Annotated in this window: 18 protein-coding genes and 1 tRNA gene; all 19 read right to left on the bottom strand. The window is 65.1% G+C overall.

The genetic code is table 11. The features are described from left to right. The coding region (gene rpoB / locus AC5592_RS23700; protein ID WP_084507056.1) for a DNA-directed RNA polymerase subunit beta at positions 1–2,110 on the bottom strand (2,110 nt) is incomplete at its 3' end. 508 nt (positions 2,111–2,618) lie between these two features. After that, complete coding sequence (locus AC5592_RS23695; protein ID WP_063065455.1) at positions 2,619–3,398, bottom strand: hypothetical protein; 780 nt, start codon at positions 3,396–3,398, stop codon at positions 2,619–2,621. A gap of 13 nt (positions 3,399–3,411) precedes the next feature. After that, complete coding sequence (locus AC5592_RS23690; RefSeq protein ID WP_146161307.1) at positions 3,412–4,179, bottom strand: hypothetical protein; 768 nt, start codon at positions 4,177–4,179, stop codon at positions 3,412–3,414. 50 nt (positions 4,180–4,229) lie between these two features. Further along, positions 4,230–5,471, bottom strand: coding sequence for an MCE family protein (locus AC5592_RS23685; protein WP_063065453.1), 1,242 nt, complete (start codon positions 5,469–5,471; stop codon positions 4,230–4,232). Continuing rightward, positions 5,468–6,706 carry an MCE family protein gene (locus AC5592_RS23680; protein WP_084507054.1) on the bottom strand — a complete coding sequence of 413 codons (1,239 nt, stop codon included), beginning with the start codon at positions 6,704–6,706 and terminating at the stop codon, positions 5,468–5,470. Before AC5592_RS23680 ends, AC5592_RS23685 begins: the two co-directional genes overlap by 4 nt. Next, the gene (locus AC5592_RS23675) at positions 6,703–7,989 is read right to left on the bottom strand and encodes an MCE family protein (RefSeq protein ID WP_084507053.1); all 1,287 of its coding nucleotides are present in this window, start codon (positions 7,987–7,989) and stop codon (positions 6,703–6,705) included. The genes AC5592_RS23680 and AC5592_RS23675 overlap by 4 nt, the downstream gene beginning before the upstream one ends. After that, on the bottom strand, positions 7,989–8,999 hold the full coding sequence (locus AC5592_RS23670) for an MCE family protein (protein ID WP_036505878.1): 1,011 nt from the start codon (positions 8,997–8,999) through the stop codon (positions 7,989–7,991). Before AC5592_RS23670 ends, AC5592_RS23675 begins: the two co-directional genes overlap by 1 nt. Then, the gene (locus tag AC5592_RS23665) at positions 8,999–10,078 is read right to left on the bottom strand and encodes an MCE family protein (protein ID WP_198163922.1); all 1,080 of its coding nucleotides are present in this window, start codon (positions 10,076–10,078) and stop codon (positions 8,999–9,001) included. Before AC5592_RS23665 ends, AC5592_RS23670 begins: the two co-directional genes overlap by 1 nt. After that, the gene (locus tag AC5592_RS23660; RefSeq protein ID WP_051025191.1) at positions 10,075–11,430 is read right to left on the bottom strand and encodes an MCE family protein; all 1,356 of its coding nucleotides are present in this window, start codon (positions 11,428–11,430) and stop codon (positions 10,075–10,077) included. The genes AC5592_RS23665 and AC5592_RS23660 overlap by 4 nt, the downstream gene beginning before the upstream one ends. A 37-nt stretch (positions 11,431–11,467) precedes the next feature. Beyond that, positions 11,468–12,295, bottom strand: a complete 828-nt coding sequence (locus tag AC5592_RS23655; protein ID WP_086006975.1) for an MlaE family ABC transporter permease — start codon at positions 12,293–12,295, stop codon at positions 11,468–11,470. A gap of 41 nt (positions 12,296–12,336) precedes the next feature. Next, positions 12,337–13,131 (bottom strand): MlaE family ABC transporter permease, encoded by a 795-nt coding sequence (locus AC5592_RS23650; RefSeq protein WP_051025193.1) that lies wholly within the window; start codon positions 13,129–13,131, stop codon positions 12,337–12,339. 11 nt (positions 13,132–13,142) lie between these two features. Continuing rightward, positions 13,143–14,231, bottom strand: a complete 1,089-nt coding sequence (locus tag AC5592_RS23645; protein ID WP_051043278.1) for an ABC transporter ATP-binding protein — start codon at positions 14,229–14,231, stop codon at positions 13,143–13,145. A gap of 235 nt (positions 14,232–14,466) precedes the next feature. After that, positions 14,467–14,847, bottom strand: coding sequence for a 50S ribosomal protein L7/L12 (gene rplL, locus AC5592_RS23640; RefSeq protein ID WP_036505922.1), 381 nt, complete (start codon positions 14,845–14,847; stop codon positions 14,467–14,469). A 72-nt stretch (positions 14,848–14,919) separates the two neighbouring features. Further along, positions 14,920–15,474, bottom strand: coding sequence for a 50S ribosomal protein L10 (rplJ, locus tag AC5592_RS23635; RefSeq protein ID WP_036505879.1), 555 nt, complete (start codon positions 15,472–15,474; stop codon positions 14,920–14,922). A 430-nt stretch (positions 15,475–15,904) separates the two neighbouring features. Then, positions 15,905–16,618: a 50S ribosomal protein L1 gene (gene rplA / locus AC5592_RS23630; protein WP_036505880.1), complete on the bottom strand. Its 714-nt coding sequence runs from the start codon at positions 16,616–16,618 to the stop codon at positions 15,905–15,907. A 93-nt stretch (positions 16,619–16,711) separates the two neighbouring features. Continuing rightward, positions 16,712–17,146: a 50S ribosomal protein L11 gene (gene rplK / locus AC5592_RS23625; protein ID WP_030516276.1), complete on the bottom strand. Its 435-nt coding sequence runs from the start codon at positions 17,144–17,146 to the stop codon at positions 16,712–16,714. A 70-nt stretch (positions 17,147–17,216) separates the two neighbouring features. Further along, complete coding sequence (gene nusG, locus AC5592_RS23620) at positions 17,217–18,041, bottom strand: transcription termination/antitermination protein NusG (RefSeq protein WP_036505882.1); 825 nt, start codon at positions 18,039–18,041, stop codon at positions 17,217–17,219. A gap of 140 nt (positions 18,042–18,181) precedes the next feature. After that, on the bottom strand, positions 18,182–18,595 hold the full coding sequence (gene secE, locus AC5592_RS23615; protein WP_036505884.1) for a preprotein translocase subunit SecE: 414 nt from the start codon (positions 18,593–18,595) through the stop codon (positions 18,182–18,184). Between the two features lie 31 nt (positions 18,596–18,626). Next, positions 18,627–18,699 (bottom strand) — tRNA-Trp (locus tag AC5592_RS23610). Between the last annotated feature and the right edge of the window lie 28 nt (positions 18,700–18,727).

The raw sequence follows: 18,727 nt of genomic DNA, 5'->3' as shown, positions 1-18,727 counted from the left end.
GATTCTTACCCAGCGCCATCTCACCGTTCTCGGTGCACGGGCCGTCGGCCAGAACCTGGCCGTGCTCGACCCGCTGGCCCTCGTCCACGATCGGACGCTGGTTGGCGCAGGTGCCCTGGTTGGAGCGGGCGAACTTCCGCATCCGGTAGCTCTTACGAGTGCCGTCGTCGTGCATGACGGTGATGTAGTCGGCCGAAACCTCCTCCACCACACCCGGCTTCTCGTTGACGACCACATCGCCGGCGTCCACCGCGGCACGCAGCTCCATACCGGTGCCGACCAGCGGCGACTCGGAACGGATCAGCGGCACGGCCTGACGCTGCATGTTCGCACCCATCAGGGCGCGGTTGGCGTCGTCGTGCTCGAGGAACGGAATCATGGCGGTCGCCACCGACACCATCTGGCGCGGCGAGACATCCATATAGTCGACCTCGGCCGGGGAGACGTATTCCATCTCCTCGTTACCGCGGCGGGCGAGCACGCGCTCGTCGAGGAAGTTGCCGTCGGCGTCGACGGGCGAATTCGCCTGGGCCCGGACGTGCCGGTCCTCCTCGTCGGCGGTCAGGTACTTGACCTCGTCGGTGACCCGGCCGTTCTCCACCTTGCGGTAGGGGGTCTCGATGAAACCGAACGGGTTGACCCGCGCGTACACCGACAGCGAACCGATCAGGCCGATGTTCGGGCCTTCCGGGGTCTCGATCGGGCACATGCGGCCGTAGTGCGAGGGGTGCACGTCGCGCACTTCCAGGCCGGCGCGCTCACGGGACAGACCACCCGGGCCCAGCGCCGACAGACGACGCTTGTGGGTCAGACCCGAGAGCGGGTTGTTCTGGTCCATGAACTGCGACAGCTGCGAGGTACCGAAGAACTCCCGGATCGCCGCCGTGATCGGGCGGATGTTGATCAGGGTCTGCGGGGTGATGGCCTCGACGTCCTGGGTGGTCATGCGCTCACGCACGACACGTTCCATCCGCGAGAGGCCGACGCGCAGCTGGTTCTGGATCAGCTCGCCGACGGTGCGCAGGCGACGGTTGCCGAAGTGGTCGATGTCGTCGACCTCGACCGGAACCTCGACGCCGCCGGGGACGGTCATCAGCTTGTCGCCCTGGTGCAGGCGCACCAGGTACTCGATGGTGGCGACGATGTCCTCGCGGTTCAGCGTCGAGCCGACCACCGGCTCACCGGTGTTGACGCCCAGCTTCTTGTTGACCTTGTAGCGGCCGACGCGGGCCAGGTCGTAGCGCTTCTCCTTGAAGAACAGGTTCTCCAGCAGGGTCTGCGCGGATTCCTTGGTCGGCGGCTCGCCCGGACGCAGCTTGCGGTAGATGTCGAGCAGCGCCTCGTCCTGGCCGGCGGTGTTGTCCTTCTCCAGGGTCGACAGCATGATCTCGGAGAAACCGAAACGCTCGGTGATCTCCTCGGTGGTCATGCCCAGCGCCTTGAGCAGCACGGTGACCGGCTGACGACGCTTGCGATCGATACGCACACCGACGGTGTCGCGCTTGTCGACATCGAATTCCAGCCACGCACCACGCGACGGGATGACGCGCACGCTGTGCAGCGTCTTCTCGGTGCCCTTGTCGATGGACTCGTCGAAGTACACACCCGGCGAGCGCACCAGCTGCGAGACGACCACGCGCTCGGTGCCGTTGATGATGAACGTGCCCTTGTCGGTCATCATCGGGAAATCACCCATGAAGACCGTCTGGGACTTGATCTCACCGGTGTTGTTGTTGATGAACTCCGCGGTCACGAACAGCGGTGCCGCGTAGGTCATGTCCTTGTCCTTGCACTCATCGATAGAGGCCTTGACCTCTTCGAAGCGCGGATCGGAGAAGGACAGGGACATCGAACCGGAGAAGTCCTCGATCGGCGAGAGCTCCTCGAGCACCTCCTCCAGCCCACCGACCGGGCTGGCGTCGCCTCGGGCGATGGCCCGCTCACGCCAATCGGGGGCACCGACCAGCCACGCGAACGATTCGGTTTGTAGATCGAGAAGGTCCGGAACCTCCAAGGGCTCACGAATCTTCGCGAAAGACACCCGCTTCGGGGCTCCGGGAATACCGGCCTTGGTCTGGGTGGAGACTGCCAAGATGCGTCCTTCCAGCACCTCACGCGCGTCGCCCGGTGCCTGTACGTACAAGACACCAAACGACCGTCGCTTGTCTGCTACGAGTTCTGCTGGTTACAACCCGGACAAAACCCGAACAGCAAACAACGGAAGTAACACCTCAACGGTGGAACTTTCGTGATGCGATCAAGGAATGGACAGGAGGCAGCCAGCGCAAAGTCCAAACCTACACCCACGAAGAAGGGGTGTCAAAGTACCATCCGAACCGAGTTCCGGATGTTCGGCGCGCCGGACCCGCTTCCGCTGGCTGCGTTCGAGTCTCCGGCGGCGCCTCGACCTGGGTACTCGACCCTGCCACAGCTGCCGCTGTTGTGAATAGCGTGACGGTTCGGACGTAAGTCGTCAAGTGGCGAGACCACCTCGATAACCGCGAGATCCCCTGTGGCGCTGGCGAATCACACCGTCACGCGAGGGAATATCCGCCGCTGAGCTGGGAAGATTCCGCAGGTGACGGGCTCGAACATACTTCCGAACCCGTCTGGACCACTCAACGGTCGGCGATCTCGCTCGCCAGCCAGTGACCGTCCACCTTCTGCATGTGCAACACGATCGGACCCGACGCGCTCTCCTGCGGAGCACCGTTCTTGGTCGCGCTCACGGTCAGATTCACCAGCAGTTCCGCCCGGTCATCAGTGAGCAAAGTCACACCTATGGGGTCGGGAGTGGCCTGCGCGGTCGACTGCGCCTGCTGGATCGCGGACACCGTGGTGTCGGCGAACTTGTCGAAATCGCCGCGCATCTTGCCGGTGACGACCTTGTGCACGGCATCCTTGTAGCCGCCGACGGTCTTCACGTCGTAGGAATAGACCGTCTTGAGCGCGTTGTCGGCCGCCGCGGTCACCTCCTGGGTGGCCTTGGTGTCGACGAAGGCCTTGTTGCCGTTGTCCACCCCGGGCTCGAGCGCAGCTACCACGGCGAACGCGGTCAACAGCACACTCGCCACGATCAGACCGGCGGCCAGACCCCAGGCGGCCGGCGCGGGCCGCGGCAGGCGACCGGGACGCGGCAGGCGACCGGGACGCGGCAGCCTCCGGGACGCACGCGATGCCACGGGCGGCGCCGGACGCGTGCTCGCCGCACCCGCGCGCACGGTCCTGGTGCGGGATTTGGTGTTCGCCGACTTACCGGCGGGCTTGGCGGACTTCGCACCGGACGCGGTGCGATCGGCGCCGCCGCGGCGGCGGATCGTGCGCTCGGCGGATTCGGACGAGCGGTCGCCGGGCTTCAGCCGCGGGGAAACCTTGTTGATCGGCGGGCGGGATGCCATCGGTGTACCTCTCCTACGATCCCGGCTGGGGGGCGGGCGCCTCGGACGGATTCGCGGGCGCGCTCGGCGCGGGCGCGGCGTTTCCGTTCGCGGGCGGTTGGGCCGCCCCGGCGGGACCGGGGGTGTCCAGCGACACCAGCTGGCCGAGCGAATTGGCCTGCTCGGCCTTCCAGGTGTCGCCGTCCTTCTTCATATCCAGCGTCCAGGTGGCCCGGAAGGACTGCACCGGAACGTTGGGCGCGGTCTGCGTGAGTTTCAGCACGACGATCGCCGAGGCCTTGTCGCGCTCACTGTCCAGCGAGCTCAGCGCCGCTCCCAGCACCTTGCTGTCGATCTTGGTCTTCGACTTCTCGGCGGCATCCTTGATGCGGTCGTGGTTCTCGTTGAGCTGGGTCAGCATGTCGCCGGTCATCGAGGACCGCATGGTGGTGATCGACCCCTCGACATCGCCGGGATTCATCGAGGTGAGGTTGATCGCCGCCTGCCGGGCCGCATCCAGCGCGGTATCGCGCGCATCGGCGCGCGGACCGTCGGTGAACCACATCGCGCGGACCCAGCCGGTGCCGAACAACGCCGCCAGGACCAGGGCCGCCACGAGCCACACCGCCGCGACCGAGGTCACGACCGTGCGCAGTGTCGACGAACCCGGCCGGGCGGCCGGCTGCTCACCGGCGGACCGGCGCGCGGTCTCCTCCGGCGATGCCTCAGCTACCGCCTTTTCGGCATCGTCCGGCGGCTCCACCGCAGGTTGCGAGGAGGGGTTGGGCAGATCAGAACTCACAGCGACACCCTAGCGTCGTCGGTTTTCCGGACTTGCCTCCCGTACCCGCCTCACCGCTTCGGGGTCACTCCGATGAGAGTGGCCAACTGGATGGCGACGGGGCTCAGGTTGAGCTTGTCCGGATCGGTCTTGGGCTTGGAATCCCACGGCTGCGGGACATTCGGATCGGCGTACTGCGCACGCGCGCCGCCGCGGACATCGGTCGGGCTTCCGAACGGCACCGTGCATTTCGCATCCGTGTTGAACGGGAAATCGTCGCGGGTGTCGTCGAAATTGGGATTCTGCGCCTTCATCTGGTCGAGAATGCGCTGAGTTCCCTCGTATCCGACGGTACAGGCCGGCGGATTGTTGGTTTCCAGCACCAGGCCGAAGTGGGTCGTGCCGTCGCCGGGCGCGGTCGCCGAACCACCGACCGAGAGCAGCGGCAGCATCTGCAGCAGCGGCTTCAGCGTGTAGGTCTGCGGCGACACCGCCTGCAGCAGCAGCCGCAGATTCGACAGATCCGTGGTCAGCGGCTGCCCGCTCTGATCGAGCAGCTTGCCGATCTGCTCGCCGGCGTCGGCGCCGGTGCCGATCAACCGCCGGATATCGGGATCGTTGGCGCGCAACTGCACGGCGAGCCGATCCAGGCCGTCGCTGAAGGTCCGGATCGCCGGCGACTGGTCGGCCTGGGTGCCGAGCACGGTCTGGGCGTCCCGGATCAGCTGCACGGTCTGGGGCAGCGCCTCGACGCCGGTCTGGGAGAACTTGTTCAGCGAATCGACGAGGATGCGCAGGTTGTCGCCCTGCCCGTCGAAGGCCTTACCGAGTTCGGTGACGGTCGTGCTCAACGCCGCCAGATCCGTCGTACTCGAGAAGTGGTTGACGCTGGCGAGCAGATCCTCGACCGGGATCGGGGTCTCGGCGCCGTCGATGACCGAACCGTCGCGAAGGTAGGGACCCTTCGACGTCTCCGGCACCAGATCCAGGTACTGCTCACCGATCGCCGAACGGTTGGCGATCATGGCCTTGGCACTGGCGGGGACCTTCGGCTTCCCGGAATCCAGTTCCAGATAGATCATCACGCCGTCGGGGGTGATATCGAGGGAGTCCACCCGTCCGACCGGCACACCGCGATAGGTGACCTCGGCGCCCTTGGACAGGTTGGCCGTCGTCTTGGCCTTCACCTTCACCTGATACTGGCCGAAGCCGAGCATGTGGTCGAGGTGAATGTACTTCGCGCCGACGAAGACCACGCCGAGCACGGCGATCACCGCGAAGGCGATCAGCTGGTAGCGCACCAATCTACTCATCGCGGCTGCACTCCCAACTGATCGAGAATCGACCCGATCGGATCACCCGGCTTGGCGGGGGCCGGAGCCACCACGGTGGGCGGCAGCGGTACCAGCGACACCGTCGGCCAGCCCGGTCGCGGGCCGTTGCCGTTGTAATACGGATTGGTCGGATCCACCGGCACCGGCGGCCCGTACTTGGGCGGGATGTACACCGGATCCGGTTTGCCCACACCGAGATTCGACATCAGGACACCGATCTGGGTGTCCACCGACAGCCAGGTGTTCACCGAACCACCGAAGGTCGATTTGATCGCCTCGTCCGGGAACGGATAGGTCAGGACCAGCGGGAACGCGGTCACCAGATCGGGCGCCGAACGGCCCAGTTCCTGCAGCGTCGGCCGCAGTGCCTGCAGATCGCGGATCAGGTTGTCCTTGGACTTGTCCAGCACGTCGACACCGGCCTGGCCGACCCGGTCGAGTTGCTTCAGCAAGCCGATCAGCTGCGGTCGCTGCTCGTCGAGGATCTTGATACCGGCCGGCAGTTCGTCGAGGATCTTGCCGATCTGATCGGACTGCTGACCGACCCGGCTGGACAACGTGCCCAGGCTGTCGAGCGCGTGCTGGATATCGGCGACCTGCTGGTTGAGGCCGTCGATGAGCGTGTCGGCCTGATCCAGCAGCGACCGCACCCGGTTCTCCCGGCCGGCCAGCGCCTTGTTCAGTTCCACCACGATGGGCTGCAACTGCGCCACGCCACCGCCGTTGAGCAGCAGCGACAGCGCGCCGAGGACCTGTTCGATCTCGACCGCGTGTCGGGTCCGGTCGACGGGAATGACCGCGCCGTCCTTCAACCGGTCGGGCGAGGCCTCCTCCTTCGGCGCCGAGAGCTCGACGAATTTCTCACCGAGCAGATTCGACTGCCGCACCTCGGCGTGCGCGTTGGCGGGCAGCTTCACCGAGGAGTTGACCACGGTGTGCACGCTCGCGGTCCAGCCGTCGGGGGCGACGTCGATGGACTCCACCCGGCCGACCGGCACACCCTCGACCTTGACCGCCGACTGCGGCACCAGATCCAGGACGTCGTCGAAACGCACGTCGATACGCATCGGATGGTCACCCACATCGGCGCCGCCGGGCAGCGGCACGCTGTAGATACCGTCCGAGGAACACGAACCCACCAGCATCGCGGTCACGCCGACCACCGCGACGGCACCCAGGCCGCGGGCCGTCCTGCGGAATGCGAAGGGCGTCATCGCTGGCCACCTTCCTGCTGCGACGGCGGCTGCCGGTCCGACGGGGTGCCCGGCACGCTGCCGGGAGCCGGGGTCTTCTGGATGTTGTCGCCGCTGAGGATGCCGAACGGCAGCACCAGCGACGGCGTCTGCACACCGTCCTTGATCTGGTCGGTGATCACCTTGCACTGATCCAGGATCGGGCGCATCTGGCGGCTGATCGCATCGAATTTCGGGTCGCCCGGCCGCAATTGGCCGAGGTCGAGCATCTTGCAGACGGCGCCGAACGGATTCTGCAGATCGGTGAAGTTGGCGCGCATGTCGAGCGTGCCGGATTCACCGTTGTGGATGTTGATCAGGTTGCTCAGCGCCACCGGAAGCACCGGCAGCGCGTTCGCCACATCCTGGCGCTGATCGGCCAGGGTCTGGGTCAGCTTGGTCAGCGCATCGGCGTTCTCGGCGACCAGGTCCCGGTTGTCGTCGATGAACCGGGCGACGTCGCCGAGCGCGATCGACAGCAGATTCAGCGCCTGCCCGAGGTTCTCCCGCTCACCGGAGAGGAATCCGGCCAGATCGGCCAGCTGCGTGTTGAATTCACGCACCTGCTGGTCGTTGACCGCCAGGGTGTGCACGAAGATCTGCAGATTCTTGATCGTGTCGAAGATGTCGCCGCGCGCGTCCGACAGATAGCGGGCCGCGTGCGAGAGCTGAGTCAAGCTGTTGGCCAGCGCGTCCCCGTTCCCGGACAGATTCGCGGCACCGGTGCGGACCAGCTCGTTCACCGCGCCGTCCTTGTTGGCGCCGTTGGGCCCCAGCGCATCCGACAGTTCCTGGATGCTCCTGTACAGCCGGTCGACCTCGACCGGGGTCGCCGTGCGGTCGCGCGGGATGGTGGCGTTGCGCGGCATCTTCGGCCCGCCCTTGTAGACGGGCGTGAGCTGGATGTAGCGGTCCGACACCACCGAGGGCGTGATCTGAGCGGCCTTGGCGTCGGCCGGAATGTCGTACTTCCGGTCGACGTGCATGGTGACCTTCACCTGATCACCCTGCGGCGTGACCGAATCGACCTTGCCCACCGGGACGCCGAGGATGCGCACCTCGGAGCCCTCGTAGATACCGATCGACTTGTCGAAGTAGGCGGTGATCTTGGTGGTGTTGTAGCTGCTGAACAGCCACCACAGCACACCGGCGACGACCACCACGGCAACCGTGCCGAGGGCCAGGGCGATCTTGGTGCCGCGGCCGGATTCGCGGATCACCGTCAGCGGATCCCGGCGCGATCCCTTACCGAGAGCAGCCTGCATCAGTTGCCTCCCAGGGTGCGGATCGGCGGGCGGTTACCCGGAATCTCCGGCAGCGCCGGCGGGATCAGGTTGACGATCACCGCGTCGAACCAGCGCCCGTTGCCCAGCACGTTGGCGTACAGGCCGTAGAACGGCGCCGCCAGCTTCAGCGTCTTGGAGATGTTCTGCTGATTGTCGTTGAGCAGGTCGATGGACTTCTTCAGATTGGTCAGCGCCGGACCGATCTGCTGCTCGTTGTCGTGCACCAGCGCACTCAATTCGGCGGCAACGGTTTTCGCGCCGTTGAGCAGCTGCGAGATGGCCTGCTGGCGGACGTTCAACTCGGCCAGCAACTCACCGCCGTTGGCCAGCAACCGCTCGAACTGCTCGTTGCGGTCGGCGAGCACCTTGGTGGTCTTGTTGGTCGCGTTGAACAGGTGCTTGAGCTCCTCGTCGCGCTTGGCCAGCGTCTCCGACAGCCGGGCGACGCCGTCGATCGAGCCGCGGATCTCCGGCGGGGTGCCGGAGAACGCGTCGGAGAGCACCCGGAAGCTGGTGGCCAGTTGCGCGGTGTCGGTCTTCTCGATATCCGAGGCGGCATCACTGAAGGCCTCGACCACGTCGTACGGAGAAACTGTGCGCGACAACGGAATTCGCTTGTCCGGATCGGCCGGGTGGGAACCCTTGGGATCCAGCGCCAGATACTTCTGCCCGAGCAGGGTCTTGATCTGGATCGACGCGGTGGTGGCATCGCCGATCCACGCGTCCTTGGTCCGGAAGTCGACCAGCACGCGGTCGCCGTCGAGGCGCACATCGGACACATCGCCGACCTTCACGCCCGCGACGCGTACCTCGTTACCCTTCTTCAGGCCCGCGGCCTCGGAGAATTCCGCGGTGTAACTGGTACTCGCGCCGATGATCGGCAGCTTGTCCAAGAAGAACGCCGACAACGCGATCAGCAGCACCATGAACAAGCCGAGCCCGCCCATGAACGCCGGGCTGCGCTTGCCGAGGAGAACCCGGTCTTCCATCAGCGGCCACCCTTCCCGTGACAGCGCGGCGCCGGGTTGGTGTAGACCGGCTGATTCACCGTCGGCATCTGAGCCGGCAGGTTCAATTGCGGCGCGTCCTGCACCCCGGGACCGGCGACGATATCGATACCGCAGAGATAGAACTGGAACCACGAGCCGTAGCTCGCCGCGCGACCCAGCTTCTCCATCTTGATCGGCAGATTCGTCAGGGCCTGATTCACCTCGCCGGAGCGATCGTTCAGGGTGCCGGTCAACTGGTTCAGGCCGGCGATCGACCCCTGCAGGGTCGGCCGGGTGGGAACCAGCAGATCCGCGGTCGCCGAGGCGAGATTGCCCAGCGACTGCACCGCCGAGCCGATCGTGCCGCGTTCGGCGTTGAGCCCACTCACCAGCGCCTCGGTGTTGACGATCAGATCGTTGAGCTGTCCGTCGCGAGAGTTCACCGCGTCCAGCACCTGGTTGAGGTTCTTGACGATCTCGCCGATCACCGCGTCCTTGTCGGCGATCTTGTTCGTCAGGCTCGCGGTGTTGCGCACCAGATCGGTGATCGTGCCCGTTTCACCCTGGAAGACCTGGATGATCTCGTAGGACAGCTTGTTCACGTCCTCGGCCGACAACGTCTGGAACAGCGGCCGGAAACCGTTGAACAGGGTGGTGAGGTTCAGCGCGGGCTTGGTCCGCTCCAGCGGAATCGTGGCGCCCTTCGTGATCTTGCGGCCCTGCTGTCCGGCGCCCTGCTCCAGCGCGATGTAGCGCTGCCCCACCAGGTTGCGGTAGCGGATGGTCGCGGTGGTGGAGGCGGGCAGCCAGTCCCGATCGGTGAGCTGGAAGTGCACCTCGGCCATGTTGCGGTCGACGACCGACACCTTGGTCACCTTGCCGACCCGCACACCGGCGATGCGTACCTCGTCGCCCTTGTTCAGCGATGTCACATCGCTGAACCGCGCCTTGAACTCGGTGCCGCCGCCGGAGTAGTTGGCGATGGTGAGCGCCAGGAACGCGGTCGCGAGCACTGTCACGAGCACGAAGATGCCCAGTTTGGTCAGGGGCCCGCCCAGACCACGCAACGTGGCCTTCATCGCACACTCACCTCACTTCCACGCATCGCGGGGGCGCCGATCCGGCTCACCCAGCTGGGCACCTGATCGGGCGAAACCCCGTTCGCCGCACCGTAGATCGCACCCAGGGTGTGCTGTTCGGCGGGCGAACCCATGGTCGTGGCGCCCGCTGCGCCGTAGACCGAGAACTGCGCCGCCGGCAGTTGACCGATGTTCTGGTCACCCGGATTCCGGGTCGGCGGCTGATAGGAACCGTCGTTGGCCGACCCGGTCGGATACTGACCGGGATCCACCCCGAGCGGATATTCGGGGAAGCACGCCGGCGGCCGGTTCGTATCCAGCCAACGCGGTTCGTCCTGGTTGGGCAGATAGCGGCCGCGCGGATTGGTGATCTCGATCGTCACCCGCGAACCCGGAGTATCGGTGCCCTTGCCGAAGAGGTTGTCGATGCGCGGCTTCAGCTGCGCGAAATTCTTCATCGTGCACGGGAACGAGGGCGAATAGGTCGCCAGCAGTTCCAGCGCCTCACGCGAATCGGCCGCGACATCGATGATGTTGTCGTGGTTGGCCGTCAGGAAATCGGCGGTCTTCGACGACGTCGGGGTCAGGACCGAATACAGCGTGTCCAACTGCGAACGCTTCTGCACGATGGTCGCATTCAGCGTGCGCAGATTGTCGAAGGCGTCGACCAGCTGCGGCAGCGCGTCCGAATAGGTGTCGGCGACCGTCGCGAAGGTGTGGATATCGTCCTGCAACTGCGGCATCACGCCGTTGATATCGCGGAAGATGTCGTCGAGCCGATCGATGGTGTGGCCCAGTTCCTCACCCTGGCCACCCAGCGCCTGCGACAGCGCGCCCAGCGTCGAGGCCAGGTACTGCGGCGGAATCGCCTGCAGCAGCGGCATGATCGAATCCAGTAGCTGGCTCACCTCGACGGCATTGCCGCTGGCGTCCTGATACAGCGTCATGCCCGCCTGCAGATGCTTCGGGCTGGGCTGCTCGGGCCAGACCAGATCGACATAACGCTCGCCGAACAGGGTTTTCGGCAGCAGCCGGGCCGTCACATTGGACGGAATCTTCGAAGCCTTGTCCGGATCGATCGCCAGATGCAGTTTCACCTTGCCGTTGGCGGATTCACTGGAACGCACCTCGCCGACATTGACGCCGCGAACTTTCACATCCGCATTGCGGGTCAACGCGTTTCCGACCGTATCGGTGATCAGATCGACCTTGACCACCTTGACCCACACCTTGTTGTAGGCCGCGATCGTCGTGCCGAGAAACAGCGCCATCACCACGAAGAACACGATGCCCAACGTGCGGATCCGGAGTTTCTCGGTAGAGCGCCAGAATTGCACACTGCGCGCGCTCATGCTCCCACCTTTCGGGCTACCGCCGCGCCTGGTCCGCTCATCCCGCGACTCGCACTGTCGTCGTCGTACCCCAGATCGCCAGGCTGAGGAAGAAGTCGAGGATGTTCACCAGCACGATCGACGCACGCACCGCGCGTCCCACGGCCACACCGACGCCGGCCGGACCGCCGGTGGCGTTGAAGCCGTAATAGCAATGGATCAGGATGATCACGAAGGCGAACACCAGCACCTTCACGAACGAATACAGCACGTCCTCGGGTGGCAGGAACAGACCGAAATAATGGTCGTACGATCCCGTGGATTGCCCGTTGAACCACACGCTGATCTGCCTGGACGCGATGAACGTGCCGAGCAGGCCGACGATGTAGAGCGGAATCACCGCAACGAATCCCGCGATGACGCGCGTGGTCACCAGGAACGGCACGCCGGGTACCGCCATCACCTCGAGCGCGTCGATTTCCTCGGAAATTCGCATCGCACCCAATTGCGCGGTGAAACCACAGCCGACCGTCGCCGACAATGCCAATGCCGCGACCAGCGGCGCCAATTCGCGAGTATTGATGTAGCCGGTCAGAAAGCCGGTGAGCACCGAACTGCCGAGGGCGTCGAGAGCTTTGAAACCCTGCAGGCCGACGACGACACCGACCGAGGCCGACATCATCACCACGACGCCGATGGTGCCGCCGATGACCGCGAGTGCACCCGAACCGAAGGTCACCTCGGCCAGCAGCCGCATGACCTCCTTGCGGTAATGCACGACGGTGCGCGGAATCCAGGCGATCGCCTTGGAATAGAACGACATCTGATCGCCGGCGCGATCGATGACATTCACCGGCGACTTGAGCGCAGCACCTACTCGGCGCATCCGCCTCGAAAAGATCGGAGAACGCTGGGAAACAACCATCGTCACGAACCCTTGGCCGGGACGACCTGCAGGTACACCAACGTCAGAAGCAGATTGACGAAGAAGAGCACCAGGAAGGTGATCACCACGGATTGATTCACCGCGTCACCAACACCTTTCGGTCCCCCCTTGGGATTCAAACCTTTGTATGCGGCGATCACGCCCGCGAGCAATCCGAAGATCAGAGCCTTGAATTCACCGATCCAGAGGTCCGGGAGTTGCGCCAGCGCGGAGAACGACGCCAGGTAGGCGCCGGGAGTTCCGCCCTGCAGCAACACATTGAAGAAATATCCACCGCAGATGCCGACCACCGAAACCAGGCCGTTGAGCAACAGCGCCACCAGCATCATGCCGAGGACGCGCGGCACGACGAGACGCTGCACCGGATCGATGCCGAGCACCTCCATCGCGTCGATCTCTTCGCGGATGGTGCGGGAGCCGAGGTCGGCAGCCACGGCCGAACCCGCGGCACCGGCGATGATCAGCGCGGTGACGACGGGAGCGGCCTGCTGCACAGTTGCCAGCACACTGGTTGCGCCGGTGAACGATTCAGCACCGAGCTGCTTGATAAGTGAACCGGTCTGCAGTGCCACAACGGCGCCGAACGGGATTGCCACCAGTGCGGCGGGCAGGATCGAGACGCTCGCGATGAACCACGACTGCTCGATGAACTCGCGCCATTGGAAAGGCCGGCGCAGGGTGTTGCGTGCCACGGAAATGAGCAGTGCAAATATATTGCCGGCCTGCGCAAATCCCGACTCGACCGGAGTGCGCAGCCGTGCCAGGGGTTGATTCACGGTTGCGTATGTTACCCGTTGGTTGTGTCGTGTCGCACGGTGGTGTCGTACGTGCCGCCCTGATATTGCGGAGCGTTACCCGTATACGCCGGAAGGACTTGTGTATCGCCGTTCTCTTCCATCGACTCGCGGATCGCCACCTGCGCCGAATGCGGAAGGGTGTGCATGATCTCGAGCACGCGGCGGCGGCGACGTTCCACGGCCTGGCGCACGGGCATACCCGGGGTGGCCTTCATCTGCGGGATGATGCCCTCGACGTCCTCGGTGCCGTTGTCGTAGTGACCAGCGTCGGCGAGCGCCTGCTCGCGCGCCATCTGGGCCTCGTCCTTCTCCTCCGACATACCGATCGGGCCGACCATGCGGCCGTTGAGGAACTGCTTGACCACCGGCTCCTCCGAGGTCAGCAGGACCTCGCGCGGGCCGAACATGACCAGCTGGCGGCGGAACAACATGCCGATGTTGTCGGGCACGCTACGAGCCAGGTTGATGTTGTGGGTAACGATCAGGATCGTCGCGTCGATCTGCGCGTTGATGTCGATCAGCAGCTGCGACAGATAGGTCGTACGCACCGGGTCCAGACCGGAGTCGGGCTCGTCGACGAGGATGATCTGCGGGTCCAGCACCAGCGCGCGGGCCAGGCCGGCACGCTTGCGCATACCACCGGAGATCTCGCCGGGCAGTTTGCCTTCGGCGCCGAGCAGACCCGTCAGCTCGAGCTTCTCCATCACGATCTGCTTGATCTCGGATTCGCTCTTCTTGGTGTGCTCGCGCAGCGGGAAGGCCACGTTGTCGAACAGGTTCATCGAGCCGAACAGCGCGCCGTCCTGGAACAGAACGCCGAACAACTTGCGGATCTCGTAGAGCTCCTTGTTGGAGCAGGTGGTGATGTCGGTGCCGTCGATGTAGATCGAGCCGCGCTCGGGGCGCAGCAGACCGATCAACGACTTCAGGAACACCGATTTACCGGTACCGGAGGGGCCGAGCAAGGCGCTGACTTCCCCCGTGGGCAGAGTCAGAGTGACATCCTGCCAAATCCGCTGGGACCCGAAAGATTTCGTAACACCTTCGGTCCTGACCTCGACGCCCACGTCGACCTCCATATTTCTTCTGACGAGCGCCCACGGCCGCGTCACCGTATTTCAGCGCGGTGTGACGCGTCACACTGGGGTGCGGCCACTGTATCGCATGCCGCTGGTGCAGGACACCCTACCTGACTGGTCGGTAGAAATGTCGGCGGTAATGAGCCGGTCGCGACAGTTCACAACATTCACCACGAATATGCGAAAAGGGCGGCCCCGCAACGGGACCGCCCTTTTCCGGACTCGATTACCGCAATTACTTGACGGAAACCTTCGCGCCGGCCTCTTCCAGCTTGGCCTTGGCGGCGTCGGCGGCGTCCTTGGCGACCTTCTCCAGGATCGGCTTCGGGGCACCCTCGACCAGGTCCTTGGCTTCCTTCAGGCCCAGGCCGGAGACGATCTCACGCACGACCTTGATGACCTGGATCTTCTTGTCGCCGGCACCCTCGAGGATGACGTCGAACTCGTCCTGCTCCTCGGCGGCCTCGGCCGGAGCAGCGGCGCCACCGACAGCGGCGACGGCGACCGGAGCGGCGGCGGTGACCTCGAACTTCTCCTCGAACTTCTTGACGAAGTCCGAGAGCTCCAGCAGGGTCATGTTGCCGATGGTCTCGAGCAGCTCGTCCACGTTGGCCATGGTGTTTCCTTTCGGTTCATCCCGCATCGGCGGGAAAAGAGTATGGAGGTTTGTCGACTTGTCCGGGTCGGCTTATTCGGCGTCGGCGGCCGGGGCCGCTTCGGCACCGCCCGCGGCGCGCTGCTTGTCCTCGAGCGCGGCGAACAGGCGAACCACCTGGCCGGCCGGCGCGGCGAACAGGCCGGCCGCCTTGGTCAGGTTGCCCTTCATGGCGCCGGCCAGCTTGGACAGCAGCACCTCGCGCGACTCCAGGTCGGCGATGCGCTCGACCTCGGAGACCGACAGCGCGGCGCCGTCCATGTAGCCGCCCTTGATGACCAGCGCCTTGTTGTCCTTGGCGAAGGTCTTGAGGGCCTTGGCGGCGTCGACCGGCTCACCGGTGATGAAGGTGATCGCGGTCGGACCGACGAACAAGTCATCCAGGCCTTCGACGCCCGCCTCGGCGGCCGCACGCTTGACCAGGGTGTTCTTGGCGACGGAGTAGGTGGCATTGCTGCCCAGCGCACGACGCAGCTGGGTGAGGCTGCCGACCGACAGACCACGGTATTCCGTGATCACAGTGGCCGTAGCGCTCTTGAACTGCTCGGTGATCTCCGCGACCGCGGTGACCTTCTCTGGTTTCGCCATACTTCGCCTCCTCTCTGGATGGTCGGTTCTGCGATGAACTACCGACTCGCGGAGGCTGGACCCGGGGAGGCTACGTCGACCCGGCGACAAAGCAAACGCCCCGGACGCAGAGTGGTCCCGGGGCGCACAAGAAACTCGACATGAGCACTCGGCTCACATGTCGTCCCTCACCTCGGCTCTCCCTGCGTGGGCCGCCGGCAATATCGCCGGACCTTCGACTGCCTGACGGCAGCAACCAACGGTCTTCGGTAGAACGATTGGGGGTGATCACCGAACTGGTCGGCGACCGTAGAACAGAATAGCGGATGAGCAGCTGAAACCCAAAATCGGCCGTCTTTTCCGGCCTCTGCTCCGCCGCGACTCCCGGAATGCCGAAGGGCCGGCGGGGAAACCCCTACCGGCCCTTCGGTATTCGAAAGCTACCTACGCCTTACGCGTCCTCTTCGGTGAGGTTGCGGGTGCGGTTCGGGTCCACCGGGATGCCCGGTCCGGTGTTCGTCGAAATCGTCACCTTCTTGACGTAGCGGCCCTTGGCGGTCGACGGCTTCACACGCAGGATCTCCTCCAGCGCGGCGCCGTAGTTCTCGACCAGCTTCTTCTCGTCGAAGGAGGCCTTGCCGATCACGAAGTGCAGGTTGGCCTGCTTGTCGACGCGGAAGTTGATCTTGCCGCCCTTGATCTCGTTGACGGCCTTGGTCACATCGGTGGTGACCGTGCCCGTCTTCGGGTTCGGCATCAGGCCGCGGGGGCCCAGCACACGCGCGATGCGACCGACCTTGGCCATCTGGTCCGGGGTGGCGATCGCGGCGTCGAAGTCCAGCCAGCCGCCCTGGATGCGCTCGATCAGATCCTCGGCGCCGACAGCGTCCGCACCGGCGGCCTCGGCCTCGGCGGCCTTCTCGCCGGCCGCGAACACGATGACGCGCGCGGTCTTACCGGTGCCGTGCGGCAGGTTGACGGTGCCGCGGACCATCTGGTCGGCCTTGCGCGGGTCGACGCCCAGACGAACGGCGACCTCGACGGTCGCGTCGGTCTTCGTGGTCGAGGTCTCCTTCGCCAGCCGGGTGGCCGACAGCGGAGAGTAGAGCTGGTCGCGGTCGACCTTGGCGGCCGCCTCGAGATAAGCCTTGCTTCGTTTTGCCATGATTCTCTGTCCTGTTCGTAAGTCAGAAGTGGTTGTCGGGACTGGCCGTCCCTCCCACGCACATTCCGCCGGTCACCGGCGGAGACGGGACCGTCAGTCGGCGACGGTGATACCCATCGAGCGAGCGGTACCCGCGATGATCTTGGCCGCCTGATCGATGTCGTTGGCGTTCAGATCTTCCTGCTTGGTCTTGGCGATCTCCCGGACCTGATCCATGGTGACCGTGGCGACCTTGTTGCGGTGCGGCTCGGCGGAGCCCTTCTGCACACCGGCGGCCTTGAGCAGCAGCTTGGCGGCGGGCGGAGTCTTCAGCTTGAAGTCGAACGAGCGGTCTTCGTAGACCGTGATCTCGACCGGGATGACGTTGCCACGCTGCGACTCGGTCGCCGCGTTGTACGCCTTGCAGAACTCCATGATGTTGACGCCGTGCTGACCCAGCGCGGGGCCGACCGGCGGAGCCGGGTTGGCCGCACCAGCCTGGATCTGGAGCTTGATGAGCCCGGCGACCTTCTTCTTCTTGGGGGGCATCTTTCTTTCCTTGGTTTAGGTTCCTTACGGACTTCCGTAAGCCTGTCCCGGGGCGCGAACCCCGGAAATCTCAGATCTTCGCGACCTGCGTGAACGCGAGTTCGACCGGGGTCTCGCGACCGAAGATCGACACCAGCACCTTCAGCTTCTGCTGTTCGGCGTTGACCTCGGAGATGCTGGCCGGCAGCGTCGCGAACGGCCCGTCCATCACGGTGACCGATTCGCCGACCTCGAAGTCGACCTCGATGGCCGGCTTGGCCGCGGCCTCGGTGACGGTCTCCGACGTGGACGCGGCGGCGCCCGCCGCGGCGGCAGCCGGCTTCTTCTGCTGCTGCTCGGCCGGGACCAGGAACTTCACCACGTCGTTGATCGTCAGCGGCGACGGACGGGAGGTGGCGCCGACGAATCCGGTGACGCCGGGGGTGTTGCGGACCGCGCCCCACGACTCGTCGTTGAGATCCATCCGGACCAGGATGTAACCGGGCAGCACCTTGCGCTGCACGTTCTTGCGCTGGCCGTTCTTGATCTCGGTGACCTGCTCCGTCGGCACCTCGACCTGGAAGATGTAGTCCTCGAGGCCCAGGTTCTGCACGCGGGTCTCGAGGTTGGTCTTCACCTTGTTCTCGTAACCGGCGTAGGAGTGGATGACGTACCAGTCACCGGGGGCGCGACGCAGCGCGGCCTTCATCTCGGCGACGGGGTCGGCGGGCTCTTCCGGTGCCGCGGGCTCCGCGGGTGCGTCGGTCTCGGACTCGTCGGTGTCGGTGGTGCCGCCCTCGACTTCGCCGGAGGACGCCTCGGTACCGTCCGAGACGGTCGCCTCGTCGACGGCCGTCTCCGCCGCCTCGTCGTCGACCGGGAACTCGTCGGTTGTGCCGTTCTCCGGGGTGCTCACTGGGCACTCGCTTCCTGTGTCGTCACGTACATCCACTACGCCGGAGGTGAATCCGGCTTATGGTTTCCGTCCTCGCTCGGCGGACGGCCGGCAGCGCCCACGGGTCACTCCGCAGGCTCCGCTCCTGACGCACCGGTCAGCTAGCCGAACAGCCAGTTGACACCCTTGATGAACGCCAGGTCCAACCCGCTGATGAACGCGACCATGAAGATCACGAACACCAGGACAACGCTCGTATAGGTGACCATCTGCTTGCGGTTGGGCCAGATCACCTTGCGCAGTTCCGCGATGACTTCCCGCAGGAACTTCACCAGGCGCTTGAAGGGATTGCCCCGACCGCGTTCGGCGGTCTTCTTACCCGCCGACTTGGACGCCTTGCGCGATGCCGAATCCGAGCTGCCGCCACGGTCGATCGTGGCGACGGAGCCGGTGTCCGAGGAGGATCCGACGCGAGCCCGGCGAGTCGACCGCTTACCACTCGGCCGGCTGACCGCAGCGGTGTCTTCGTCATCGGCGGCATGCGCGCCGTGGCGAATGTCCCGCTCGTCGCTCACGTGAACCCTCTCTCGTCGCTGGCATCCAGTGCAGGGGCGACAGGACTTGAACCTGCAACCTGCGGTTTTGGAGACCGCTGCTCTGCCAATTGAGCTACGCCCCTTCGGCTGGAATCGCAATGTCATCCAGCA

It is taken from the genome of Nocardia violaceofusca NBRC 14427, assembly GCF_963869435.1.
Lineage (GTDB): Bacteria > Actinomycetota > Actinomycetes > Mycobacteriales > Mycobacteriaceae > Nocardia > Nocardia aobensis.
The sequence above is the reverse complement of the archived record's forward strand: the minus strand, read 5'-3'. Positions and strand labels throughout refer to the sequence as shown.